16 protein-coding genes are annotated in these 26,051 nt (G+C 58.5%); 11 read left to right on the top strand and 5 right to left on the bottom strand.

All coding sequences use genetic code 11. The annotated features are described in order from the left end of the window. Positions 1-184: 184 nt before the first annotated feature. The 5 genes from H6M51_RS18180 to H6M51_RS18160 all read right to left on the bottom strand — a co-directional run bounded on the left by H6M51_RS18180 (position 185) and on the right by H6M51_RS18160 (position 6,572). Entirely contained in the window at positions 185-1,480 is a 1,296-nt protein-coding gene (locus tag H6M51_RS18180; RefSeq protein ID WP_185811237.1) for an HlyD family type I secretion periplasmic adaptor subunit, read from the bottom strand. Continuing rightward, complete coding sequence (locus tag H6M51_RS18175; RefSeq protein ID WP_185811236.1) at positions 1,477-3,255, bottom strand: type I secretion system permease/ATPase; 1,779 nt, start codon at positions 3,253-3,255, stop codon at positions 1,477-1,479. Before H6M51_RS18175 ends, H6M51_RS18180 begins: the two co-directional genes overlap by 4 nt. Then, a complete protein-coding gene (locus H6M51_RS18170) occupies positions 3,252-3,659 on the bottom strand; it encodes a MucR family transcriptional regulator (protein WP_185811235.1) in 408 nt (135 codons plus the stop codon). The genes H6M51_RS18175 and H6M51_RS18170 overlap by 4 nt, the downstream gene beginning before the upstream one ends. 103 nt (positions 3,660-3,762) lie before the next feature. Continuing rightward, a complete protein-coding gene (locus tag H6M51_RS18165) occupies positions 3,763-5,205 on the bottom strand; it encodes a phosphomannomutase (protein ID WP_246780562.1) in 1,443 nt (480 codons plus the stop codon). Between the two features lie 80 nt (positions 5,206-5,285). Then, complete coding sequence (locus H6M51_RS18160; RefSeq protein ID WP_185811233.1) at positions 5,286-6,572, bottom strand: AGE family epimerase/isomerase; 1,287 nt, start codon at positions 6,570-6,572, stop codon at positions 5,286-5,288. Between the two features lie 389 nt (positions 6,573-6,961). Between H6M51_RS18160 and H6M51_RS18155 the strand changes: the two genes are divergently transcribed. The 11 genes from H6M51_RS18155 to H6M51_RS18105 all read left to right on the top strand — a co-directional run bounded on the left by H6M51_RS18155 (position 6,962) and on the right by H6M51_RS18105 (position 25,941). Next, the gene (locus H6M51_RS18155; protein WP_185811232.1) at positions 6,962-7,663 is read left to right on the top strand and encodes a Crp/Fnr family transcriptional regulator; all 702 of its coding nucleotides are present in this window, start codon (positions 6,962-6,964) and stop codon (positions 7,661-7,663) included. A gap of 212 nt (positions 7,664-7,875) precedes the next feature. Continuing rightward, entirely contained in the window at positions 7,876-9,186 is a 1,311-nt protein-coding gene (locus H6M51_RS18150) for a nucleotide sugar dehydrogenase (RefSeq protein ID WP_185811231.1), read from the top strand. Next, a complete protein-coding gene (locus tag H6M51_RS18145; protein ID WP_185811230.1) occupies positions 9,170-10,669 on the top strand; it encodes a glycosyltransferase in 1,500 nt (499 codons plus the stop codon). The genes H6M51_RS18150 and H6M51_RS18145 overlap by 17 nt, the downstream gene beginning before the upstream one ends. Before the next feature lie 23 nt (positions 10,670-10,692). Then, a complete protein-coding gene (locus H6M51_RS18140) occupies positions 10,693-11,826 on the top strand; it encodes a PilZ domain-containing protein (protein WP_185811229.1) in 1,134 nt (377 codons plus the stop codon). Beyond that, the gene (locus H6M51_RS18135; RefSeq protein ID WP_185811228.1) at positions 11,823-13,268 is read left to right on the top strand and encodes a sugar phosphate nucleotidyltransferase; all 1,446 of its coding nucleotides are present in this window, start codon (positions 11,823-11,825) and stop codon (positions 13,266-13,268) included. Before H6M51_RS18140 ends, H6M51_RS18135 begins: the two co-directional genes overlap by 4 nt. A gap of 110 nt (positions 13,269-13,378) precedes the next feature. Next, positions 13,379-16,921 carry a NosD domain-containing protein gene (locus tag H6M51_RS18130; protein ID WP_185811227.1) on the top strand — a complete coding sequence of 1,181 codons (3,543 nt, stop codon included), beginning with the start codon at positions 13,379-13,381 and terminating at the stop codon, positions 16,919-16,921. Next, positions 16,911-18,041, top strand: coding sequence for an alginate lyase family protein (locus H6M51_RS18125; RefSeq protein ID WP_185811226.1), 1,131 nt, complete (start codon positions 16,911-16,913; stop codon positions 18,039-18,041). Before H6M51_RS18130 ends, H6M51_RS18125 begins: the two co-directional genes overlap by 11 nt. Then, positions 18,038-20,776 (top strand): SEL1-like repeat protein, encoded by a 2,739-nt coding sequence (locus H6M51_RS18120; RefSeq protein WP_185811225.1) that lies wholly within the window; start codon positions 18,038-18,040, stop codon positions 20,774-20,776. Before H6M51_RS18125 ends, H6M51_RS18120 begins: the two co-directional genes overlap by 4 nt. A gap of 66 nt (positions 20,777-20,842) precedes the next feature. After that, a complete protein-coding gene (locus H6M51_RS18115; protein WP_185811224.1) occupies positions 20,843-23,602 on the top strand; it encodes an SEL1-like repeat protein in 2,760 nt (919 codons plus the stop codon). A gap of 154 nt (positions 23,603-23,756) precedes the next feature. Beyond that, positions 23,757-24,839 carry an SEL1-like repeat protein gene (locus tag H6M51_RS18110; protein WP_185811223.1) on the top strand — a complete coding sequence of 361 codons (1,083 nt, stop codon included), beginning with the start codon at positions 23,757-23,759 and terminating at the stop codon, positions 24,837-24,839. A 106-nt stretch (positions 24,840-24,945) separates the two neighbouring features. Then, positions 24,946-25,941 carry an alginate lyase family protein gene (locus H6M51_RS18105; protein WP_210314861.1) on the top strand — a complete coding sequence of 332 codons (996 nt, stop codon included), beginning with the start codon at positions 24,946-24,948 and terminating at the stop codon, positions 25,939-25,941. The last annotated feature ends 110 nt before the right edge of the window (positions 25,942-26,051 follow it).

Raw genomic sequence — 26,051 nt, 5'->3', positions numbered from 1 at the left:
ATTGACCAGTGCATCAAGAGGCGAGGCTGTCGCATCTCTAACTGGCCCAACTGTCGCATTACTAAATAGCCCCTACATCCGAAGATCGCGTAATCTATATTATGGAACTGCGTCGCATGCTTGCGGGGAGCACACACGCGTCAGCGCCCCGCCTCAGGGAAAACGCAAGCTTCATTCCTTTAATCTACTCTGAGCGGAATGCTCGCGTGAAGAAATCGGTCATCGGTTTTGTCAAATACGATCCGACGGTGCGATCTGACGTCCTGAGAAACGCTTCCACAGGCATGCCTGGCTTCAGGGCAAGATGCTGACCTTCAGGGTCAAGCGTCACGCGCGCTGCGTAATAGGATGTCCGGGTCTGCGTATCCGTGATCAGATCCGGTGAAACCCGCTCCACTGTCCCGTTCAGCTCTGGAGTGAGCCTTTGGTTGAACGCCGGGAAGCGCAGGAAGGCACCCTGTCCGATCGTCACCTGATCAATGTCTGCGGGTGCGATCCGCACATCGGCCACGAGCAGATCGGACTGCGGCACGATCAGCATGAGGATTTCCTGTGGCGTCACGACACCGCCAATGGTGTGAATGGCCAGCTGGTGAATTGTACCATCTTGCGGTGCGCGAATATCGAGCCGACGCAACTGGTCTTCTGCTGAGAGTTTGCGCTCCCGCAGTTCGGAAATCGAAGCGCTCACCTCGGTCAGCTCGCGGGCCACTTCACCGCGGAGCTTTTGATCGATCTGGAAGATTTCGAGCTTGGTCTCGGAAATGCGCGCCCGCGTCTGCGCGATGCTGGCCCGGATACCAGCAAGCTGGCCATCCAGATCGGCCTTCTCACGCTCGGCACCGTTGAGGCGGGTATACTGCACAAGCTGTTGTTTGAACATTTTTTGCGCCAGTTCGAGGTCTCGGCTCGCCAGGCTGACTTGGGTTTCCATTGCTTCGGCTTGCTGTTCCAGCCCCTTGACCTGTTCGTCAAGTTGGACGATGCGCTCTTCAAGCTGTGCTTTTTCTCCCTGACGGGCGTCATGGCGAAGATTGAATGCGCGCAATTCAGCATTAAGCACGTCCTTGGTGTTCTGATCTCGATCACGCGTGACGAGCTCTGAATCAAAGACGATCTCAGTCAGGCCGTCCCGTTCAGCGAGCAGCCGAGCCCTTTTTGCCAGAACTTCGTCAAGGGCAGCACTGATGATCGCAAGATTGGCTTGCGCAAGTGTTGGCTCGAGCCGTGCCAAGAGCTCCCCAGCCTGCACGCGCTGGCCATTGGCGACACGAATCTCCGAAATGGTGCCGCCCACGGGATGTTGCACCTTCTTCACTTCAGAATTGACCACCACATTGCCGGTGGCCATCACAGCGCCAGCGATTTCAACAGTGGCCGCCAGGCCGCCGCCAGCGATCAGAAGTCCTGACACGGTCAGAGAGAGACCTATGTTCATCCTGATGGATCGAACGAGCCGCTCTGGTGACATCTCACTCATGGATGATGCTCCCCGATCAACTGGGGCAGCTCGCTGGCCGCTTGTGCTACGCTTGGGTTTATCCGGCGTCCTTTGCCGTTCATGCCTGAGGCAACGGGGACGCTGCGAATGACATCCCGCGTGCGCTCAAGCATTTGCGCCCGGCCGTCACTGAGCAGCATGATTTGGTCGCATGCTTCCAAGGCGCTTGCGCGATGCGCGACGACGATCACAATGCCGCCCCGGTCTCTGACCGCGCGAATGGCGGCGGTCAAGGCCTCCTCGCCAACTTGGTCCAGGCTTGAGTTGGGCTCATCGAGAACCACAAGAAACGGTTGATTGAACAGCGCACGCACAAGGCCCAGGCGCTGACGTTGTCCGGTGGAAAGAACAACGCCTCCCTCGCCGATTTCGGTCTCGTATCCCTCGGGGAGTTTCAAGATCATGTCATGTACGCCCGCTGTCATTGCCGCAGCGATGACGGCATCCGCGGAGGCATTGGGATCGAAACGCGCGATATTTTCTGCGACCGTTCCTGCAAAGAGTTCAAGGTCCTGAGGCAAATAGCCGACATGGCTTGCAAAGACGTCGGTATTCCAATGATCAATGAGCGTGCCGTCGAGCCTGATCTCGCCTCGCATGCAGGGCCAGGCCCCGACCAATGCGCGTGCAAGCGTCGATTTCCCAGCAGCGCTTGGGCCAATGATCGCGAGTGCTGAACCGGCTGTGACCGAAAAGTTCACTTGGCTGAGCAAGGGGCTATGAGACCCGGGGGCCGCCACGAACAGTCCCTCCACATCGAGCCGCGTCGTGGGCCCGGGCAGAGCCAGTCGTTCTTGTCGTGCGCGGGCGCTGAAGGTTTTCTTGAGCCTTTTCCAGCTCTGGCTGGCTGCAACAAATGTCTTCCAATGCGCTATGGACAATTCCACCGGTGCCAAAGCGCGCGAAACCAGGATCCCGCTTGCCACGATCATCCCGGAGGTCACCTCACCGAGGATGAAGAGATAGGCGCTCAACGCCAGTATGGCTGACTGCAAAAACATGCGAAATGACTTCGAAAGAGCGCCGAAGCCCGCTCCGATATCGCTCAGCCGCAACTGATTGTCGATATATGAACCACCGAGATTGGACCAGCGACGCGCCAGATGCGGTCCCATGCCCATGACCCGAACAGCCTCGCCGTTTCGAGCAACAGCTTCAGCAAGGTGCGACTTCTGCAGCGACCACAATGTCGCTTCCTGGCTCGGAGCTCGCGAGCTAAGATCCGTCGCCAGCGTCATTGCAAGAAGCACAAGCGCACCGATGACCGCCGCAAAGCCGATCCAGGGGTGGAATGTGAAGCAGACAAGCATGTAGAGCGGGATCCAGGGCAAATCGAACAGTGCACCAGGTCCAGCGCTGCCAAAAAAGGCACGAACCTGATCCAGATCTTTGAGCGCGAGCAGCCCTTCATTCGAGTGCGCCTTTGCAGACGGTGATGCCACCTGTTGGAAGCAGGTCTCACTCGCAACCCGATCCAGATAGGCACCAATGCGTGCAAGGATCCGGTTGCGGATCACGTCGAGGACGCCTTGGCAGGCGTATAGGAAAGCGAGGATCAGCAACAGCGACACGAGAGTGGGAACACTCCGGCTTGGAAGCACGCGATCATAGATCTCGAGCATGAAGAGCGGACCGGCGAGAAACAGAATATTGATGATGGCACTGACCATAGCCACGCCGACAAGCGCTGAACGGCAGCGCGAGATCGCTTTTTGAAGAAGGGGCTTTTCCCTTCGCGAAACTGTGAAAGTCACGCCTCATCCCCCTTACTTTGCCCTTCATGATCGGGAGAATTGATGCGTGGCCGTTTTCCAAGGCCCCGGGCCCTCGCCATTTCGGACCGTTGCGCCGCATAATCGGGCGCTGTCATCGGATAGTCGGAAGACAGGCCCCAACGCATCCGATACTGATCGGGCGTCAGGTGGTGCTGCGAAAACAGATGGCGCTTCAGCGAACGAAAAGCCTTGCCGCATTCCAGGCAGGTGATCCGATCGCTGCCGATTTCTGCGGAGCCCCCCCCTTCTTCGGGCTGATCTGGCTTTAGATTGGAAAGATTGAGCACTGTCCTATGGGTCTGCTCAAGCAAAGTCGCCAACTGCGATGGTGGCACGATGTGATTGGCGACATAGGCCCGCACCAGATTGACGGTCAAAGCCACAGCGTGTTCAGCAGGCATGTCATGCGTCTCTCCATCGAGAAACGCTTCCGTCAATGGATCTCTTTGCATTGTCGCACGGCGATGTGCCGCCCCGGGATTAGCGTTAAATCGGCATATGTCCCTTTCGGATCAGCGCGTGGCGTGCAGCGTCAAGACCCCAGTTGAGGAGATCCAAGGCACGGTTTTCCTCCTGAGCTTCGACATAACATCGAAGCTCTGGCGCGTTTCCGGAGGCCCTGTAATGGAGGACGCCACCGTCCATGAATTCCACTCGCAGGCCGTCCAGGTCGCTCATTGTCGAAATCTGGCCGACATCGGCGAAATATCGAGCGGCCAAACCACCCTGCCCTGCGAGCTCCTGCAAAAACACAGAGGATTGCGAGGACGGGACGTCTTTAAGCCTGTCAGCCAGTGCATGACCGACTTGCAGCCGATCAACGACCATAGACAGGGGCAGTCCTGACCGGACAACCGTGATCAAAGCAGCCAAAATCGGCAGGACTGCATCGCGTGTCGGCAAAGCCTCAAGCCGGCGGACATCATGGCCGATAGCGCTGGAAAAAAGCAAAGTCCCGCCATTGGCCTCAAACCCGATGATGTCGCGAAACCCCGCCTTCGACGCCTCTTCCATGGCCGCGATCACATAAGGGGAGCCGACACGCGTGCGGATGACCCGTTCACCGAAGCCGGAACGCTCGATGACACTTCCAGATGTGACCGGCGTGACAATTGTCCGCATTCCAAGCAATTTGGCTGAGAGCAGTCCAAGAACGTCGCCGCGCAGGATTTTTCCGCGCTCATCGGCAACCAGCGGCCGGTCTGCATCGCCATCCGTCGAGACGATCGCATCAAAACGTCCTGAACGGGCAATGCTCTCGAGATAGGCGATCTGTTCGGGCTCGTGCGCCTCGGTGTCGACGGGAATGAAGCGATCGGCGCGCCCGACAGGGGCAACATCTGCGCCTAAAGACCGCAAGAGATGAGCAAGGACATCACGCGCGACCGAGCTATGCTCGTAAACCGCGATACGCCGTCCAACAAGGCAATCGGCGCCAAAGAACGCAACATATCGATCGATGAAACGCAGGACGGCGTCTGGGGCGGACGATGTAGCCTCCCCGCTGCTTTTTGAAAGCGACGCCAAGGTTTCCTGATCGAGCTCGGCATGCTTCATCAAGATCGCCGCTTCATCGGCCTTGGTAATCTCACCCTCGCCGAGATAGAACTTCAACCCGTTGCGGTCGTCAGGAATATGGCTGCCCGTCACCATGATTGCTGCACATTTGCGCCTTTGGGCCTCAAGCGCCAATGCCGGGGTCGGCAAAGCCCCGCAATCGATAGCCTGAAGGCCGACCTGTCTGATGGCAGCGATGCAGTCTTCAGCGATCTGTGGACTGCTCGAACGCAAGTCCTGTCCGACAAGCACCTCTGCCGTCCTTGGCTCGAGATCGAGCGCATGATGGACAAAGGCAAGGCTATAGGCACGTGTAGGCAAGCCGACGAGGTCAGTGACCAGCCCGCGCAGACCCGAAGTGCCGAATTTCAAGCTGTTTTGGTCTGAAACCGCTTCTGTGTACAAGGGCGCGGCAGAATAAGGCGTAAAAGCTGCGGAAGAAGTGACCGACATCACGCCATCCCCATGAGAATGCCGGGCGGCATAAGTGCATCCTGGCCGCCGTCAAGCGCCCTGCCCTTTATGGTGCCCTGATCGGGATGACTGCGTTCGACATATCGCAGCAACTCTCCGAGCGCGCAGATGATGTGATAAAGCGAACTGGCCGGTGCAACACCGGATTTGAAGCTCCCATCCTCAAGCATCACATCATGCCAGATACCCCGTGGACCCGGCGTCAGATAAGACAACAATGCCAAGCTTGCCTCGCAAGCATTCTGTTCTGCAATCCGCTTGCTCTCTCCGTCCAGCGTCTCTGCGAAAGCAAGCCAGGCCTTCAGCCTTTCGGTCTGGGGCCAAAGCCTCGCCTGACCATCAGCGGTCAGCCCGTCAGACCAGACCTCGTTGATCGCAACCCTGCGTGACGGATCAACCCCGTGACTTTCAGCAAACGCGATCATGCGCTCGGCGCGATCGCCAATCTTGCCGCCCGTGGCCTGAGCCCAGCGCAGGATAAGCCATGCCCATTCGTAATTGTGGCCAGGCTCTATGCGCCAACGTCCACCTTCCGCAAGTACATCCCAATCGGCATTGAAATACTCACGGACCACGCCGCGATCTGGATCGAAGAACCGGCTCTTGAACAGAGAGACGATCTCATCGGCAAGCACACGCCACACAGGATTGGCATCCACCGCCATCCAGGCGAGTGCAGCTTCCAGGAGATGCATGTGCGGATTGGACCGTAATGGGTAGGGACTACGGCTGTGGTCCTTGAAACCGCCTGCTTCGTGGCCAAGCCTCAGCCGCAAGCTTTTCAGAAGGCTCACGGCCCGTCGGCGATAATCTTCGTCCTGAAGATGTGCAAAACTATGAGCATAGGCAAACAGAAGGAAGGCCTGATCATAGAGATGGTGATCTTGATCGAGCAAAGTGTCGTCGTCGCTCAAGCTGTGGAACAGCAGGCCATCGGGACCACTGTGACTGAGCAAGAAACGATAGCCGTGCCGGATACAGGCACTGGCAGCAGTCGGATTCCATCCCAATCGGGCAGCCTCGCTAAAGCTATAGACCTGCCTTGCGGTCACCCGGACACGTCGCGACGAGGATGGAATGCGGCCTTCGCGCGAGATGCTCTCACAGAAACCGCCCCTGATCCGGTCGATGCCGACAGTGGACCAGAGCGGTAATATATCTTCGAACAAAATGCGCCGGAACACTTGGGCCACATCTTCAAGACCAAGTCCAATATCGCTGTTTGTTTTTACTGAAAAATTGTTTGTGACCGCACGAATACGCATGCCAACACTCCACCGTCATCGGAAGGAGCTTATCGGTAACAAGCAATCAATCATCCCGTCGTTTACCTGGGTTAATGAAAACTGAAAAACAGTTCGATAGTTCTAAATTTAAAGACTTGTTATGAGTCGGATTCAACGTATCATCCGAACAGTTGGAAATGTGGCGATTGCAAGATCAAATTTGCGGAAGTCACGATTGATAATCCAAGCAGCGACGGCACGCCCGCACTGTAAAATAAGATCCTAGGGAATTTTGCCAAGGAGGCAAGAATTGTCAGAGATAGACTCTGGCATGCCTTGCCCGATCCATTGCGCCTTGATCAGCGCAATGAGGCGGTATGAGGGAAGTAAGTAGAGATTTTTAGTAAGTCAGTGTTGGGGACAGTCACATGCATCATGTATCGCCCTTCATGCGACGGGTCGCACAATTGCTTCCGTCATCAGGACGCTCGAGCCCTGTTCTAGACAGCATACATTTTCGCTCCACCTGTCTCGACAAGGGGGACGAGATTCTTGGTACCGGCACACGCGTCAAGCAGGTGGTAACGATCGGCCATGGGCTTGCGATGCGCTATCGGCTTTTGCCGGATGGCAGCCGTCAGGTCATCATGTTCCTGACGGCTGGCGACATCTGCAACCCCCATATCTATCCGACGGTGATGGATCATGGAATTGCAGCGGTCACGCAGGTGCGCATCGACCGCTTCGAATGTGAAAGCCTGATTGGCCTCACCAATACAGTGGTCGGGTTGAACCAGGCACTCTGGACACTTGCAGAAGAGCAAAATGCCATCATGCGGGATCATATCACCAGCCTCGGACGCAGCGACGCCAAAGCACGCGTCCTGATGCTGCTCAAGGAACTGGCCACACGGCTGTCGTCCTATGAAGGTCGAGAGCCAAGCCAGGTCTTTATCCCTGTGACACAGACCCTCTTAGCCGACGCGATCGGGCTTACTCACATCCATTTCAATCGCATCATCGGGGACATGGCCAAACGAGGCGCCATCGCCACAAGCCGTGGCGGCATCACGATAAACAGTATCTCCACCCTTGAAAAACTTGGTGCCGAATTGATCGTCGCGGCCTGAATGTAACTTCTTGCACAAAGCGCCGAAGCAATATTCCAAGAACACATTACTGAAATACTCGCACGCGACGACCAAAGCCGGCAGCAAAACTGTCGGCTTTTAATTTTTTGTTTTGATTAATAAACTTATTTATTTTTACGCTTCATTAACTGAGATTGATGTGAGGCCAATTTTTATTTGATTGACTGAAGCTCTAATCAAAGGAGCTGACCATGAAGATCAGTATTTTCGGCGCCGGCTACGTTGGCGCAGTGTCTGCAGCATGCCTCGTCAAGGAAGGCCATCATGTGGTGGCCGTGGATCCGGACCCCAACAAGATCGGCCCCCTGATGGCCGGCAAGTCTCCGATCATCGAACCTGGCCTTGAAGATTTCATCCGCGAGGGCGTATCGTCCGGAAGGCTGACGGCGACCTCGGACGCAACGGCTGCAATCTTGGCGACAGATCTCTCGCTGATTTGTGTCGGAACGCCATCCCTCCCCGATGGTAACCTCAACACCGAATATCTGAAACGGGTTGCCGAGGATATTGGCTCGGCCTTGAAGCAGAAGCATACCTTTCACTCGGTCGTCGTCCGCTCCACCTGCCTGCCAGGCACCACTGAAAGTGTCGTGGTGCCAGCCCTTGAGGCTGCCTCCGGCATGAAGGCCGCGGAAGATTTCGGCATTGCCTATCTTCCGGAATTCCTGCGGGAAAGCACTGCGATCAAGGACTATTACGACCCCGGCGTCATCGTCTTTGGTGCTTCGGACAAGTTCACCCTTGATCGCCTCGAAGAGATCCACGCGCCCTTGAAGCGCCCCAAATTCGTCGTCGATATCAAGACGGCCGAGGGCATCAAATACACCAACAATGCCTGGCACGCCCTCAAGATCAGCTTTTGCAACGAAGTCGGCAATATCTTAAGCAAGGCGGGCATCGACAGCCATGTGGCGCTGGAAATTCTGTGCGCCGATGACCGCTTGAATATCTCGAAGGCCTATCTGACGCCTGGCTTTGCGTTTGGCGGCTCTTGCCTGCCGAAGGATCTGCGCGCGCTGATCAGCATGTCGCGGCGCCAGGGCACTCCAGCTCCCCTGCTCGAAGCGACACTGTCTGCCAATGAGGTCCAGATCAACCGGGCCTATAGCATGATTGCCAACCAGGGAGCTCGCAAGGTTGGAATCGTCGGTCTGAGCTTCAAACCCGACACGGACGACTTGCGGGAAAGCCCGCTTGTTGAACTCGCGGAGCGACTTTATGGCCGCGGCTACCAGATCAAGATCTTCGATCCCAATATCCGCCTCAACAGACTGACAGGTGCCAATGAGAGCTTCGTTCGTGCGCGACTGCCCCATCTCGCAGAGCTTTTGAACGAAGATATCGAAACCGTGCTCGCGGATTCCGATGTCATCGTTGTCGGCAATCGTGCCGAGATGAACGGCTCGATGTCGAGGGTCAAGCCCGATACCCGGATCGTCGATCTTGTTCGCGTCGACAAGTCACTTCGTAGCGAAGGCAATTATCATGGCATCTGCTGGTGACTTTTCGGCCAGTCCCGCAGCGCATGTCTTGATGGTGCTCGGCATTGCGGTGGCAGCAACGTCATTGCCGAGCCAGGCCTATGCCATCATCGACAGCAAAACCGGACTGGCAATCGGCCTGATTGGCGCCTGGCGTTATGGTTGGGGGATCTTGCATTTCCTGCGCGGCATCATCTACCGCAGCATCGTCTATCCACGCATGCAGCGTGCAGCTGCTGCGAGGTCGCGCAAGGGTTTCCATTCCTACCTGCTGGTGACAAGTTTTCGGATCCCGACGGAAACGACGGTCGACGTTTATCGTGCGGCATTTGCCGCAGCCTTGAACGCGCCAGGCCCGGCCACCGTCGTCGCCTCGATCGTCGATCTCTCGGATCAGAGGATTATCAAAAAGCTCTATGCGGCCATGGTCACCGAGGCTGACCCCGTCGACCTGGTGATCGTGCGGATCGACGGCACAGGAAAGCGCGATGCGCTGGCCTCTGGCTTCCGAGCGATTGCGCGACTGTTTCCAGCGCCCGATGCCATGGTCGCCGTGATCGATGGCGACAGCATTGTGCCGGAGGATCTCGTCGAGAAATGTGCGCCTTTCTTCCACGATCCGAATGTAGGGGCCCTGACAACCGACGAATATGCCGAGGTGCGTGGCAAGTGGATCTTCCAGCAATGGTATGCACTGAGGTTCGCCCAGCGTCATATCCTGATGTCATCAATGGGCCTGTCACGACGGGTTCTGACCCTGACAGGGCGCATGTCGATGTTCCGTGCGTCGATCATCTGCAATCCCGACTTTGTCGCCCAGGTCGAGGTGGACTTTATCGATCATCCAAGGCTTGGTCGTTTCAAATTCCTGACCGGAGATGACAAGTCGAGCTGGTTCTGGTTACTGCGCAATGGCTACCAGATGCTTTATCTGCCTGATGTCGTCATAAAGACCATTGAAGATCCGCCAAGCGAAAGCTTCTTCCGCTCCGCAGCCATGCTGATGGTCCGTTGGTATGGCAACATGCTTCGAACAAATGGGCGAGCACTGGCGCTCGGTCCCCGCCGCATCGGGTTCTTCGTCTGGTGGGCGATCCTGGATCAAAGAATGTCGATGTGGACCTGCCTGGTCGGCGTCACCAGCGCGATCCTTGCGACCTTGATGATCTCGCCCTTCACCATCCTAGTCTACGGCGTCTGGATCCTCGCTTCGCGCTATGCGATCACCCTTTCGCTTTACTCGGCCCGCCGGGAGATTTCGGTCGTCGCGCCCTTGCTGTTGTATTTCAATCAAATCTTCGGCTCAGCCATGAAGGTTTTCATCTTCTTCCACCTCGATCGCCAGAAGTGGACACGCCAGAACACGACGCTCGCCAGGGGTGAGCGAAGCTTGCTCATCACCTACCGGCAATACGAATCCAAACTCTACCAGTCTGTCAGCGTGTTGGCCCTGATTACGGCCTGCAGCTTGATGATCGGCCTCACCGCCACAACCCGTCTGTAACTCGAAGAATTGGAGCCTCGATCATGGGAGCCATGTCCTACGAAGCTGAACTGCAGCGTCAGCACCCCCGCTATCGCTTGCCGATGCGCGCCACGATCGATGGCAGGATCTACCAGGTCCATGACTGGTCGATGAACGGCTTTGCGATCGAAGCGCGAGGCTTCACGCCCGGCAAGAAAGTCATCGCCCACCTGACGATCCCCTTCAGCAGTTACGAGTTCAGCCTGACGGAAGTACCGGCAGAAGTACTCTATTCGACCGATCCGATAGGCCGCACAAGCTTCATCTTTCTCACTCTGGAGGACGGGCAGGTAAGCCTGCTTCAATATGTGACGGATGCAATCTTGTCAGGCGAAGTGGTGCGGGCCGGCGATGTCTTGGACGTCGCGCGCCGCACAGACATGGTGAAGTCGAAGCAAGTCCCTCCGCCGCCCCGCCTCTCGACACGCGCGCGTCTCGCTCAGCTGGGACGGCGGGTCGCAGCGACCACCGGCGTGGCTGCGATTGGTGCTGCGCTCGTCGCCTTCCTGTCCGCCAATGTCTATGACGAGCTCTATGTCGTTCGTCCGGAAAGTGCAGCGATCTCCGCCAAGACCGTCAATGTCGCAGCACCCTCGGTTGGGCGGATCACGTTCATCAACGAGAAGAAGCAGGTTTCCTTCGGGGAGCCCCTGATGACCGTCAACCCGGCCGTCGGCAATCCGATCACGGTCGAATCCCCTTGCGATTGCGTTCAGGTCGATCAGCGTTTCGCCAATGGTGATTTCGTCAAGACCGGCGATCCCGTGGTCCGGCTGATGCGCGCAGATGCCCCCATCGTGATTTCAGCCATCGTCGCAGACAAGGAGCTTATGAGCCTCTATGGCGTCGAGACAGCTTCACTGGTCTACCCGGACGGCACCTCGGTCGGCGAGGCGGAAATTCTCTGGTTGCCTGGCCAAGGCGGCACCCAGGCTGATCTGCCCAGAGAGGCCCTGACGGTACTCGTCGCGCCGAAAAAAGCCCTGTCGCCCGACATGATCGGCCAGCCGGTGCAGGTCGAGTTCGACCTCTTTCCAGACAGCATGATCGGTCGCCTCATTGCAAGCGCGACCAGGAACACGGCAACGGCTGGGGCACAATCGACCGCATTGCTGACGGGTGAGGTGAAACCATGAGCATCATCCGCCCCGTTGTCCTTTGTGGTGGTTCAGGGACGCGGCTTTGGCCGCTTTCGCGACGGCTCGAGCCGAAGCAGTTCCAGAAACTCAACAGCGATCGCTCCCTGTTTCAGGATACACTTGCCCGCTTCGACGGGGCCGAATTTGGCCGCGCCACTGTGCTCGTCAACAGCTTGCAGGAACCCCGCGTTCAGTTCGATCTGATGGAAATGGATCATCCTGCAGGATTGCCAAGGGTGCTCGTCGAACCTGCCATGCGATCCACGGCACCGGCAATTGCGGCAGCGGCTCTTGCCCTGATCGCAGAGGATCCTGATGCCGTCATGCTGGTGGTTCCCAGTGACCATCGCATCGGCCAGCATGATCGACTTGTCGAGGCCTATCGTGCCGCCCTTCCCTTCGTCGAAAACGGCGGGATTGCGCTTTTTGGTATTCGCCCGAGCTCACCTGAGACCGGCTTCGGCTATATAGAGGCAGAGGTTGCGACTGATGCCGCTGTCCATGACGTCATCAGTTTTGTCGAAAAGCCGACACTCGATGTGGCCCGCGAGCTGGTGGCGGGCGGGCGACATACCTGGAACAGTGGAATATTCATGTTCCGCGCTTTGACCATTCTCAGTGAGCTTTCGCACCGTGCACCCGCTTTGCTTGAGACGGTGACTGAAAGCATCCGTGAGGGCCGGCATGACGGCAACAGCTTTTACCTCTCGCCACGCTTTGCAGACAGCCCCGAAATCTCCGTGGATCATGCGGTCATGGAGCATTCTTCCCGTCTTGGTGTCATCCCCGTATCGCCGGACTGGAATGACCTTGGATCTTTCGAGGCTTTATGGGAGGTTGGCAAACGGGATCAGGACAACAATGTTGTCAAAGGCAATGTCCTGCTCAGCGGTGTGCAAAACAGCTACATCCATGGGGCTCAACGGCTTGTGTCGGTGATCGGCCTTACCGATGTTGTCGTGGTCGATACTGACGATGTTTTGCTGGTTACGACGCGAACACAATCGCAAGATGTCAAACATGTCGCCCAGCATTTGGCAAAGGCTGGACACCCGGCGGCAGATCGCCATCTCACACGTCAAGACATGACCGGCCGCCGCCGCATCATCGATAAGGGCGAACACTATCTGGTTGAGCGCATCGAGGTTGTGCCGGGCGCCGCGATGCTGCTTGAGATGACCGAGACGGGCCAGCGACGCATGCTGACCCTTGTCACAGGAGAAGTCGTGCTGGATTCCCCAGATCGACGGATCGCCCTTCAACAAGGGGCCTGCCTCGAACTGGGGTCGAGTAGCACAATTACAATCCACAACCCGATGCTTGAGACCGCAACCCTCATCTTGAGCATGGCACGTGACGCGACAAGCCTGGCTGCCGGTTCACAAGAGGATTTCGCCAACAGGAGCCCAAGCACCCTGGACATCAGAAAGGCTGGTTGATGATCTCTCGTAAAAGAACACGCTCGCCGATTGGCCTCGCCGGCCTGATACTGGGTCTTTGTCTGATTTCCGCAACGCCAGCATTTGCCGCAGTCGATGACGAGGTCAGCATGGCTCACTCTGTTGTTTCAGAGGCCATGGTCAAGCTGGACGCAGAAACCGTTCCAGACACGAGGCTTTACTGGCTACGGGAGGCCGTCGACGCAATTGCCGTTCTGGAGGGTCTTGGTGGAGAAACCGCCGGGATTGACGAGGCCCGTATTGCACTGGCCGATCTGGCGGCCCAGGCTGTCACGCCGGATGTCCTTCGTCTCAGCCTGATCGATGCGCTGGCAAATCTCTTGGACAAGGGAGACGCCGGCCTTCAAAGAGATCTGGAGGCCAAGGCGATCGTCCAGTTTCTGCATGATCCAGCCTATCGGTCTACGGCCTGGTCAACGCTTGCGGCCGGGCATCTGCGCGTCGGCGAGACCGAAGAAGCCGAACGGCTGGCAACGCTTGCCATCGAAGAAGCGCGCTCGATACCACGTGATGCCACGCGCGATGGAGCGCTGCGTGCGGCGATCCTCACCTTTCCTTCAACCACCCTGCCAGAGACACTGCTGGAGCTTGCGACGAACTCTGTTGCGCTGGCTCGCACCCGGGCCGAGTTGTATCAGAAAAGTGCTTTGAGCAGGCTTTCCGAAGAAGGACTTGCCAAGGCCTCCCAACGGGCCCTGTCAGATAGCGCGTATCGTGCATTTCAGGACGGCAATCTTGCCCGGGCGCTTGTCTTTTCTCAGGCGCTTGACCGCGATGAAGAGGTCCGAAGCGAGCTCCTGAAAAATCTGATAGAAGCCGCCCTGGAAGACGGCAACGACACGCTCGCTCTGCGCGCAGCGAAATCGATGTCTCGCGATCGCGACCAGGGCAGGGCGCTTCGATTGATCGTTGATGCCCGCATCGACCGAGATAAGGCTCTTCGTGCACGTGAGATCGTCCCACTCTTCCTGAAGGACAAGGCAAGAATCGACGCTGATATTGCGATTGCCAAGGATCTGGATCGGCAAGGCTATAAAGATGCGTCCAGGCAGATCCTGTTGCAGAACGTCAACCAACCGATTGACGATCCCAATGCGGTCGCCAATCTGGTTGCAGCGCTTGCCAGCCTATCTGAGTTCCAGTCAGCAGCGAAGCTCGCGGAACAGCTTGCAGACGGTGAGGCGCGCTCTCATGCTTATTCGCGCCTGATCAAGGCTCTCGCTGATGTCGGCAAGCTCGACGAAGCCGAAAGGCTTCTGGGTGAAATATCTGAGCGCGAAGACTTGGGCTTTGCACGCGCGGGCATTGCCAAAGCGCTCATCAAAGCCGACAGGATCACAGAAGGTGAAGCCTTTCTCGTCGACATCGATGCAGGACCCGACCATGACCGGGTTGTCGAGGCCCTTTCCAGCCATGCCTTGAAGACAGGAGACGTAGATAAAGCCCGGCTTTTCTTGTCGAAGGCGCAAAGTGAAGCCGCGCGCTGTCGCATCCTGATCTCCATCGCCCTCGTCTCCGAACGCGAAAGCCGTGACGAGGCGAGCGCCCTCCTTGAGGAAGCCGTTAAAGTCATTGCCGGTGCAAGCGACAGCGACGAAAGCCTGGCTGATATCGCGGTCGCCTTTGCCCGCATTGGCAATGTCTTGCGCGCCGATGCGCTCGTCAGTTCGATCGAGGATGCCAAGGCTCGCCAGCAGGCCAAGCGCGAGATTGCCGAAGTTCTCGTCAAGCAGGGGGCGCTCGCTCCTGAGGATCCGCGCCTTGAGGGCCTGAACGGGTTGGATGCCGGACGGATCATTGGCGAGCTTGCATTGGCCACTTACGAGGTGGATGGGGATGTTGAGGGATTCGTCAAAACGGTGGCGAAACTTCCATGGCAAGTCCGAATCCCGGCCTTTCGCCATGTGGCAGAGGAGCGCGCACGAAAACTCGACCTGCGGGGATGGCTGAGTGACCCGGATGTCGACCCACTGTCAGCTTCCGTGACGACAGCTGGCGAGGAAGCCGGGGACAGCCAATCCGTTGACCAATCTGCCGATTTTTCCATAGCCGGTCATCGCATTCAGGCGCCGGCACGTCCGACCCGTGAACTCAGCCAGGTCAGGATGCCAGACATTTTCGAGCTTGATGCCGAAAAGATGCGTGCTCGGATGCCGGCACCTGCCGATCCCGTCGGCCATCTTGCCATTCTCGGCTTCAGCCCCTTCAGCCTTGAAGCCTTCAAGCTTGGTGACGGTGGCGAAGTCGCTGTTCATCAGGTGCAGATCTCTCAGCAGATGACCTGGCCTCGATATATCGCAGTCGAAAAAGGCGTCGTCACGCTCGGCAGCCTGCTGCGTGATTTGCCCGAAGCAACGACCCGCCGCCTGCTGATCGCGGAAAAGGACGATCTCCTGATCCGCGTCCCCATCATCGTCTTGCCGGGCGCGACATTGCTGATGTCCGGAGCCGAGTTCAACCAATACCGTCTTGGGGCGCAATCAGGCGCATTCATTGCCGTTGCGGGCCGCCTGATCGTCCAAGATACAGAGATCGTCGGCTGGGACGAAGTAGAGGAAGAGCTGGCCTTTGCCACGGAGGCCGACGGAAACCGTTTTCGTCCCTTCATCACGGCATGGGGCGGAAGTGATCTGCAGCTTGCCGCAAGTCGCCTGGCCATGCTTGGCTATGATTCCAGCAAGGCCTTCGGTCTGACGCAATCGAGCGGCGCTGCGGTCCAGTCGCTCTACGCTGTGAAGGAAAACAGGCCGACCGGCAATCTTATCGATAACAGCTTCGAGAACCTGCGTTACGGCTATTACAGCTACGAAGTTGACGATGTCCGCATCGTGGGAAACGAATATCGGGACAACATCATCTACGGCATCGATCCGCATGACCGCTCCCGCCGTCTGCTGATCGCCTTGAACACGGCCTACGGCTCCCAGAAGAAACACGGCATCATCATCTCGCGTGAAGTGGACGACAGCTTCATCGTCGGCAATCTATCCCTGCATAACAAGGGATCGGGCATCATGCTGGATCGTACCAGTATCCGGAATATCGTTTATGCAAACACCGCGGTTGCGAATGAAGGCGACGGTCTGACCTTTTACGAAAGCGGCTGCAACATAGCCGCAGCCAATGACCTCAGTCGCAATCTACGCGCCGGGGTCAAGATCCGCAATTCCACGGATGTCGGCATGTATGACAACCAGATGGAGGGCAATGGTGCAAGCGGCGCTGACATCTATGTCTCGGATCTCAGACAGTCGCCCGAGGGACAGACACGCAACTTCGAGCTGGACCCCTTTCAGGCCGTGGTCACGGCGGTTCTCAGCGGCAACGCCTTCACCGATAACGGAGATGCGATCAACGCTGCCGGGGCAGCGCAGCTCCTTCTCGAAGACAATCAGTTCCTGCGTCAAAGCAATCGGATCTACGGCGGGGACTTGAAGCAGCTCTCCCCTTTCCTGCTCCGCCTTGGTGACACTGCGGCCATCTTGACCCGCGAGCATTGCGAGGCGGAAGCTGCAATCAAGGCCTGTGATCTCGGTGGCTGGCCACATCCGCCACGCACCAGTCCTGTCTGCACTGGTCAGCTGATCAGGCAGCCCGCTGCTCAAACAGCCGGGAGCGCGCATGATGGCTGAGAGCGTGTCAAAACTCCGGAGAACCAGGCTGACGGCCGGCGCGGTTGTTGCAGTCCTGCTCACGACTGCGCCTGTTGCAGCAGCCGGCTGGCAGGGCCTGTTTGATGTCGAGACCCGCTCGGATCTGCTTGCAACCGCTCCATATCACAGTATTCGTCAGCTCTGCCTGTCGCTTGAGGCCGATCCCGCCTGGGCAAAGCTTGAACCGATCCGCAAATTGAGCGCCACCGAAGGCTATGGTTCGGATCAATCGGCAGAGGATTTTTCCTGGGCGGTCATGGTCCTTTCGGGACGAGCACTGGCGGGCGACGCCAAGGCACGTGTGACGCTGGAAAACCTGCTCACGGCCTGGGCTGAAGCGGGCGGCTTTACCGAGACCGAAGAGGTTCACGATGCCTATTATGCGCTGAAGCGCCAGCTGCTGCCGCTCTCGATTGCCTTTGCGATCCTCGAGCCCAAGCTCGATCCGGACCAGGCATCGCGGATCAGACCGTGGATCGATGGCCTTGTGCGCAAGATTGACCATCACTTCGACGGCGATGTCGATCGCAACAACCACCGGATACTTGCCGACAGCGTGATGGCCGTATGGGGTGCTACAATCGGTGATCATGCGATGATGGAAAAGGGACTTTCCCGGTTCCAGACCGTGCTTGCCGAGGCCCGGATGGATGGCACGCTTGAGCTTGAAGCACGCCGGGGCGCTCGCGCACTTTGGTATCAGCGCCAAACCCTTTCAAGCCTGACCGTCCTTGCGGAAGTGGCGCGCGGACAGGGGGAAGACCTTTACAATATGCTCACACCATCAGGCCAATCCTATGCCGCACTGCTAGGGGCATTGATCAACGGCATAAGCTCTCCAGTTCTTGTCGCTGTCTACGCAGCGGAAAACCATATTCCTGGTCCGGAGAAGGATTATCGCAAGCTGGAGCTTGGCTTCCTTGATACCCGCGGCCATGGCCGCCACTACATGGCCTGGGCTGAAGCGGCGATCCTGAGTGGAAAAGGCCTCGCATTCGACCGGCTCGAAGCTTTGTTTCAGCGACAGATCCGGGCCGAGCGTCCCTTGGTCGACGAGTTCATCGGTGGAAATTCTACCTGTTTCTGGGGGCAGCCATGATGGTTCTTTTGCGCAGTTTAACACTGGTTTGCTTGCTTGGCCTGATCCTCTCGCAGGGCGCGATCGCTGAAGAAACCGATTTGTCCCGCCGCTTTGCGGCAGAACAGGCGCTTGTAGCCCAGCTGGCGACGAGCCAAGCGCCAGAGGAACAGCGCCAACTGGCCGAACTTTACCGTGACGGCCTTATTTTCAGCGCGACAAACCCGATCCGCAAAGCTGACAGGGATGCAGCCATTGCTGCCTATCGCCGCGCCATCGAGCTTGGTGATCGTTCCCAGTCAACCATCATACCGCTCGGACGCCTGTTGTTGCGACGCGAGGCTGGCCTGTCATTTCAAAGCGTCGCTCCTGATCTCGAGCGTCTGGCGTTAGAAGGCAATGGCGACGCTCTCTATCTTATCGCCACTGATGCGTTGGAGAACCAGAGGCTGTCCTTTGATGACGTCGTGCCGCGCCTTGAGGCAGCCGCCGTGCTCGGCAGCGTCAGTGCCATCAAGGACCTTGCCGCCTCCGGCCGCAAAGTGGGTCAGACGCTTACTGACAACCTGATCGCGCGGCTTTCAGACAGGGCAACTGAGGGCAGTGCTTCGGCCGCAGTGTCACTTTTCAAGATCCATACCGATGGCATACTGGTAGAAGCCCAGCCTCAGCTGGCCATGACCTGGCTGCAGCAAGCGGCGGATATGGGAGACCTTGAGGCCATTGAACACCTGGCCCATGAACTGGTCACGGGACAGCATGTCAGCGCCGACCCCGTGCGCGCTGCCGGACTCTTCCGAGAGGCCGCTGAATCTGGGAGCCGCGTGGCAGCACTCGCGCTTGGCAATGCAGGAATTTCCGCATCTGGCATGCCAGTTACTGATGCTGAAGCCCGCATATGGCTGCAAAGGGCAAGCGAAGCCGGCATTCGTAGCGCTGCTGTTCTCCTGTCCAATCTCGATCTGAAGCTTGCGCTGGATTTCGTCGGCGACAAAAGCGAACAGGCGCGGCTCATTGAAGCGGCGCTTGCACCTGTAGCCGCCGATCCCGAGGCCTTGTCTGACCTTGCCAGCCAGCACTGGCGCTCTGTGAAATCCGAACTGATCGGACCGATCCTCATGCCCATGCTGGAACGGCTTGCACTTGAGGGTAGCAGCACGGCGGCCCTGTCCCTTGATGCCTGGCTTGAGGCAAATGGCCGGCCCCTGCCCGACACGGTGGCACGTGCACTCCTCGAGAGCTTGAGAAAGACGCCTCTGGTGAGTGTCGGCTTCTCCGATTTCACGGTTGCGAACCTGGCTTTGAATGGAAGGCTCCCCAAAAGCGTCCTGACGCAGAACCAGGCCCTTCGTCTTCTCTTCAAGGCAGCCGATGCTGATGTTGGCCAGGCGATGCTTCGCCTCGGTCAGCTTTACCGGCAAGGCGATCAGTTGGCCCGCAGCGATAGCTTTGCCCGGCGATGGTTCTTGGAGGCTCAGGCGCGCGCTGTCGAGCGTGCCTATTGGGAGCTGGCGGACATGCAGGCCCATTCGCCTGACGGGCAGGAGCGCAAGGCTGCCGAGGATTTCTACCGGGGCGAGATCGAGGCCGGTGACCCGCGTGCGGGGCTTGCCTTGGTCGCGCTTCTCCTTCGCCATGATCAACTGAATGGTGTGAGCCTTGAGCGCGCCAGATCCGTCCTCGTCCTGCCGTCTGACCAGATCGCGCTTGCCTCCATGCTCTTTGCGACCGGCCGTGAGGACCACATGGCCAAAGCGGAAGTGCTCCTGAAGACACTGGATACCGGCAAGATGACGTCAACTGACCTGGTCTCGCTTGGTCGTTTGCGCGCAGCCATGGCCACCAATCTGGCCGAAGCAGGTCTGGCGGTTGATCTTCTCAAACAAGCGGCTGCATCCGGGGCTCCGGTTGCAAAGACCGCACTTGCAGCCACCTACCTATCGTCGGTCTCCTACCGCGAGGAAGCCAAGCAGGCGATCGCGATGTTGCAGGAGGTCTTGAAGGACAATCCGAGCGATCCGGAAGCCCGGCTGATCTTGGCCAGAGCCTATATGATGGGCCTCGGTGTCGACAAGAACGCCGCCAAGGCTGAGGAACTGATCGCAAAGGTTCGTGCCGAAAGTGGCTTCAAGTTGCCCAAAGCGAGCTTGCTGGAGGCAGATTGGATGGCCTTTTCGGCTGCTGGCCGCGACCCGCAAGGGGCAGAAGCCCTGCTTCGGTCCCAGGCCGCGCGGGGCTCGTCGGCCGCTTATCGCGCATTGGGAGAATATGCCCTGAACGGATTCGGGGCCGCAATCCGCCCGGATGCAGCGGCGGTTCTGATGCACCGCGCCGCTCTTGGCGGCGACAAGGAGGCCATGGCAGCGCTGGGGCACATGCTGCTCAACGGCTATGGTCTCAACCAGTCTCGTACAAAAGGCATCGATTGGCTGACGCGGGCCGCCAATGCCGGCAACACGGCCGCGATGTACGAACTGTCACGGATACTGTCCTTGAAGCAGGGACCTGATGGTGATCCGCGACAGGCGCTGATCTGGCTGCAAAAGGCGGCCGAACGCAGCCACCCCAACGCCGCCTACCAATTGGGTCTTGCCTATCTCTCGGGAGATTGGGTGGAAAGGGATGTCCAGCTGGCCGCAAAATGGTTCGAAAGATCGGCCCAGTCGGGCAACCTGCTTGCGGCACGCACGCTCAAAGCGGTGCGCACTGGCCAAGGGGCTGAAACGCTTACTTCAATTTCCAACACCTCCGATTGAGGCTTCGACGAAAATTGGACGAGGCCGCGACGAAGAGGGTGATGTGACATGGTAGGAGAAACACGCATGAAACGATCGCACACTCAAAGTGCCGCCATGATGATTGCGACGCTGATCTCGCTCATGGCTGCACCGCAAACTGTGTTCGCAGAGACGGTTTCAGCAAATGCGCTGATGAGCCTGCCTTTGCCAATCTCGCCACCCGAGCTCAATTTCGCGAAGATCTGCCGGAAAGCGCAAAGCCCTGCCCCGCTTTCATTCGACTGGAAGACCTGGTCGGGAGAGCAGCCACACCAACCAGCAAACGAGATCCTCGCCGATGCCAATCGCCTGATCGACGGCGGTGCAGGCGTTGTGCGTGATCTGCCGCTTGCGCGTCGGCTGCTGGAAGTGATCGTGGAGGAAAGGCGCGCAACCGGCCTTAGTGCCAAGCGGCGCCTGGCTCAGCTGTTGCTCGATGAACGAGCAGGCACCGTTGACCGTGAACGGGCTGCACGCCTCTTGATCGAGGCGACCGCGGCACAGGAGACAGATGCGGCTTTGACACTCGGCAGGCTGATTGCACGCGGCGAATTGCCAAGCCTGTCCCTTGACGATGCCTCGCGCTATCTGGGGGTCGCGGCGGGCTTTGGAGAGCCCATGGCAGCCGTCGAGCTCGCGGCCCTTTATGCGGATGAAACGCTTACCCCACCGTTTGAGGGCGCAGCCCGCCACTTTGCCAATCTGGCGAGCCTCAATCTCCAGACGGCACTCGCCCAGGGGGACTGCGACCTCGCGATTGACATCGGTCAATTCCTGATTGATCGCGGATATCCAGATGCGGAGCGGCATGCGGTTGCCTGGTTTACCATTGCTGCGAACTCTGGCCATCGCGCCGGCCTCGAAAAGCTGGCAAAGGCCTATCACACTGGCATTGGTGTTACTCTGGATCGCAACAAGGCAGGCGAGCTCTGGGAGCGGGCAGTCGCGGCTGGATCCGTCGCCGGTTATGCGGCTTTGGCAGATCTGGCGCTCATCAGGGGTGAGGATCCGGCCAGGATTGAAACGCTTCTTTCAACCGGCGTCGAAAATGGTGACCCCAGTGCCGTCCTGCTCGCAGCTCGTTATTTCCGGGGCGACTTTACCGGATCCGCCGACTTCGATCTCATGCAGGCGGTCTTGCAACCCGCTGCCGAAAGGCCGGAGACCTCTGTCTTTGCGCTCGACATTCTGGCCAATAGTTACCTGACCGGACAGGGGGTTGCGCCTGATCCTGCAAGAGCAGAGGCGATTTATCAGCGCATCAACGCCTATGGCACGCCGGATGCAAAGGCACTTTACGGTCGTTACCTCCTCAAATGGGGCCGCGGATTGCGCGAGGCCGAAGCCGTTCTGCGCCAGGCATCGGATGCCGGGTCCGATCTGGCCCGGGCCAGTCTCGTGGACCTTTCGCTTTGCCGACCAAGTTCACAGCTCGATCCAGATCAGCGGCTTGAAGAGCTTGCAGCAGATGGCAATGCGCTTGCCATCCGCAAATTGGCGCGCCGCGCCCTTGAGAGGGGTGACAAGGCCAAGGCGCAAGCGCTTTTCGAGCAAGCCGCAGAGCAGGGCGACCGTATTTCCATGGTCGAGCGTGCCGCGGTCCTTATTGCTGAAGCCGGCGGCCCCACAAAGCGCTCAAAGCTGCTCGTTGCGCAAGCAGGTGCAGCTGGAGAAGGTGTCGTTTCCGGACGTCTCGCCCTCATTGGCGCTTATCGCGCCGGCAAGCTCGGTGAAGACCTCGAAGCAAGTGCGGCACTGTTGGACGGGCTTCGTGCAAGCATGGACCCTGCAGCCGATTTCGAACTGGCCCGCATCTCCCTTCAAGAAGGGACATTCAATGAGGACGCAAAGCGACGGCTGGAGCGTGCAGCGGCCGCCGGCCATGCGGAGGCGATGCTGCTTCTGGCACGACAAATCACAATCGATGGCGGGGCTTCCGTTGAAGCTGATGCCTGGTTGCAGCGAGCTGCCGAACGCGGCGACCCTGCGGCCCTGGCCGAACTTGGCGGTAATCCAACCCGTGTTGCGCCTGTGGCAAAAGCGTTGGACGAGGTCCTGCTTTGCGATCCCAGGGCGCTTGTCGAAAAGGCAAGGCTGCAGCGCATTCTCGGGGAGCCCCTGAATGCGGCGAAAGCACTGTCGAACGCCGAAGCAATTGTCAGACACTCTCCTCGCTTGCGTTTGGTTCTTGCTGAAGCAATCCTCTCACTCTCTCCAGGCGCCAATGATGATGCAGCACGTGCCGCACGCCTGCTGGAGGGGGCTGCCGATGGCGGAAGTGGCAAGGCTGCCCTCGTGCTGGCCCGGCTGCAGGAGGGTGACCGTCTCGGACCCCAGCGCGACGCCGCGATCAAATGGTATAGCAAAGCAGCATTGACGGGCGAGCAAGCGGCAATTGCCGAACTGACCCGCCTTTCAGAAGGCGGCGGCGCCAAGGATGCCATGGATGCCTTGAAGCGGGTTGCAGAGACTGGCGATCCATCCGCGCTTCGCAGTTTCGGCATGCTGCTTGCTGCACGTGGACAAGACAAAAGAAGCGAAGGCATCAGACTTCTAGAGGATGCGGCCGCCAAGAAGGATGTCGCAGCAATGAAGATACTTGCCCGTTTCCATGCAGCCGGCATCGACGGTGAGGTCTCCGCAGCAAAGAGTATCAGCTGGACACGCCTTGCTGCCGAACAGGGCGACCCGGAAGCCATGTTTCAATACGCAATCGCGCTCGACCTCGGCTTTGGCGTGGCTCCCGATCCGCAATTGGCAAAAACCTGGCACAGGAAGGCTTTGCAAAATGGCTATGTCGAATAAATCCGCGATTTTTGCGCAGCCAGTCACCTCGCCTGTGTCTCGCCTCTTGTCGCGCATGCGCCTAGCGAGCCTCGCCTGCTCTGTCATGCTCGGCTTATGCCTTGGACCGATGATCACGCCTACGCCCGCCTTGGCCGCTGGTCCTGAAGCAAGCATGCGACAATTTCTTCCAAGCGCTTTGCGCGGAAACCGGGTCGCCGTCAGAGAAGTCGCCAAAGCGATCGTCAAGCTCGGCCCCCGGCAGTACCGGTCTGCAGCCCAGTTGCGCCCCTTGATCCGGGCAGAGGCACTGCGCGGCTCCAGCGCAGCGGCCAATGCCTATGGCATCATGCTGCAATATGGCATCGGCGGGCCGAAACTGGCGAAGGAAGCTGCAAGCTGGTACGCCAGAGGCGGCGCCGAGGGCAATGTCGGTGCGTCGAAGAATGGAGCGCTTGCCTATGCGCTGGGCTGGGGCGTGCGCCGCGACACCAAACGCGCCAATCAGCTGCTTGCCCAAGTGCCGGTCGACCAGCGCAGTCGCAAGATGCTGGAGATCGCCAAGGCGATGATGCAGCCAGGTCGTGCAGAGCCGGAGCAGGCTCTTTACTGGCTCGATCGCGCCGTTGCACTTGATCCGCAAGGCCGCTTGAACGCCGCTGGCGTCTATGAGGACCTGGCGGACAGTTTGCCTGAGGGGCGTGCAGTGCTGGTCGACTGGTTGGAGCCGCTGGCAGAAAAGGGCAATGTCCGGGCCATGCTGCTTCTGGCGCAAAATCTGGAGACCAGCGGCAGTGGTGAGGACCTTGTTACGGCAGCTGACCTTTATGTGAAAGCGGCACAAAGCAATGCGCCGGAAGCCTATGCTGCCCTCGGCCGTCTACTCGCAATTGCACCTGATCCCTTGTCAGACCAGATCAAGTCCGAACTTGAGGGCCAGGCGGATGATGGCGCCGTGTCTGCTGCCGTGGCACTGGCAACGCACCTGCTCTTCAATCCCGATGGCTCACCCCAGGACCGGGAGAAAGGACTTCGCTATCTTAAAGCCGCAGCACGCGCAGGAGATCCCGATACCCAGTACCGGCTGGCGATGATCTTGCTGGGAGACGTTGAACACGCCGACAAGCATCAGCTCGCCCGTGCCTATTTGGCACTGTCGGCGGCAGGCGGAAATCAGCAGGCTGCAAAAGCGGCCAAGCAGTTTGGAGAAATTGCGCTTGCCGATGCGCGTCTCATTGCTCTTGCAGCCGAAAATTGAACAGCGCAAGAGACTTCTCCGTGAAAAGCGCCGTGTTTTCTGGTTCCAGTTAAACTGACCTTAGGCCTTTTAGACTAGACCCTCATGAAATCCGTCTCGGAGTTTCATGTTGGCAAAAGTCTCACAGACAAGCATGTCGAAGGCGCTCATTGTCGGCATGACCCTGATGGCGGCCTTGCTGACAGCTGCAAATTCTGCGGCGAGCGACACAGTTTTGGCCATGGTCAAGCCAAGCTTGCGCCAGGACAGTGCGTGCAAAAACCTGCCGAGCCTGCCACGTCGGGTGGCGACGATATCCAAATACGATCAGTCGTTCCGCTCGAAGTCGGTGCTCAATGAGGCTCAGCGTCAAGAGCGCGCCTTGCAGCTCGCGCCGATCCAGGCGGCCATTCGACAGGTCTTGGCACTTGCAAGAACGGATGATGGCAACGCGGCCATGTGTGCACTTCAGGGTTTGCGGTCCTGGGCTATAGGCAAGGCGCTGACGGATATGGCAACCTCGGATGCCAATCTGAGCCGAGACAGCTTTACGGGCGAGATCACAGCGATTGTTCTCACCCTCCAGGCGCGGGGCATAAGCTTGAACGGGGAAGACGAGATCCGCAGCTGGCTTCACACACTCGCCAGTCAAACCATGGTCTACTACGACGTCAAGGCAGGACCGATATCGCGCCGCAACAACCATCGCTACTGGGCAGCCACAGCTGTTGCCGATCTCGGCGCAATCTTGAGCGATGAAAACATGCGGGCCTGGGCCCGGGCGAGCTTTTCACTTGGCGCCTGCCAGATCGACGATGAGGGTTTCCTTCCCCTCGAACTTGCGCGAGCCGACCGAGCTTATGAATATCATCTGCATGCATATAGTGCGCTCAACCGTCTTGCCCGCCAGCTTGCGGGCCATGCTCATCACGATCTCGAATGCTCGGATCGGCTCGGCCTGCTTTACGCTCTGGTGGCCGATGGCGCAGCTAGCCGGGCCGCTTTTGAAAAACGAACCGGTCTTGCGCAGCGCCATCCCTCGCGCCGGCAACTCGCCGCCGCATTCATGCCACCGCCGACCAGAGGTGATCTGGGAACCACGTCGGCACTTGATCCGATCTGAGCGCGGTCATTCCGGCTCGACGATTTTGGGGCCAACGAAATCAAGCATTGGTTGATCTGCGTTTATATCCTTTCGATCCCACTCTCCCTACACTTCAAGGCATCAAGGGG

Origin of the sequence: Rhizobium sp. AQ_MP (assembly GCF_014237835.1) — a bacterium.
Lineage (GTDB): Bacteria > Pseudomonadota > Alphaproteobacteria > Rhizobiales > Rhizobiaceae > Allorhizobium.
Note: the sequence above shows the minus strand (reverse complement) of the source record. Positions and strands in the feature narration are given on the sequence as shown.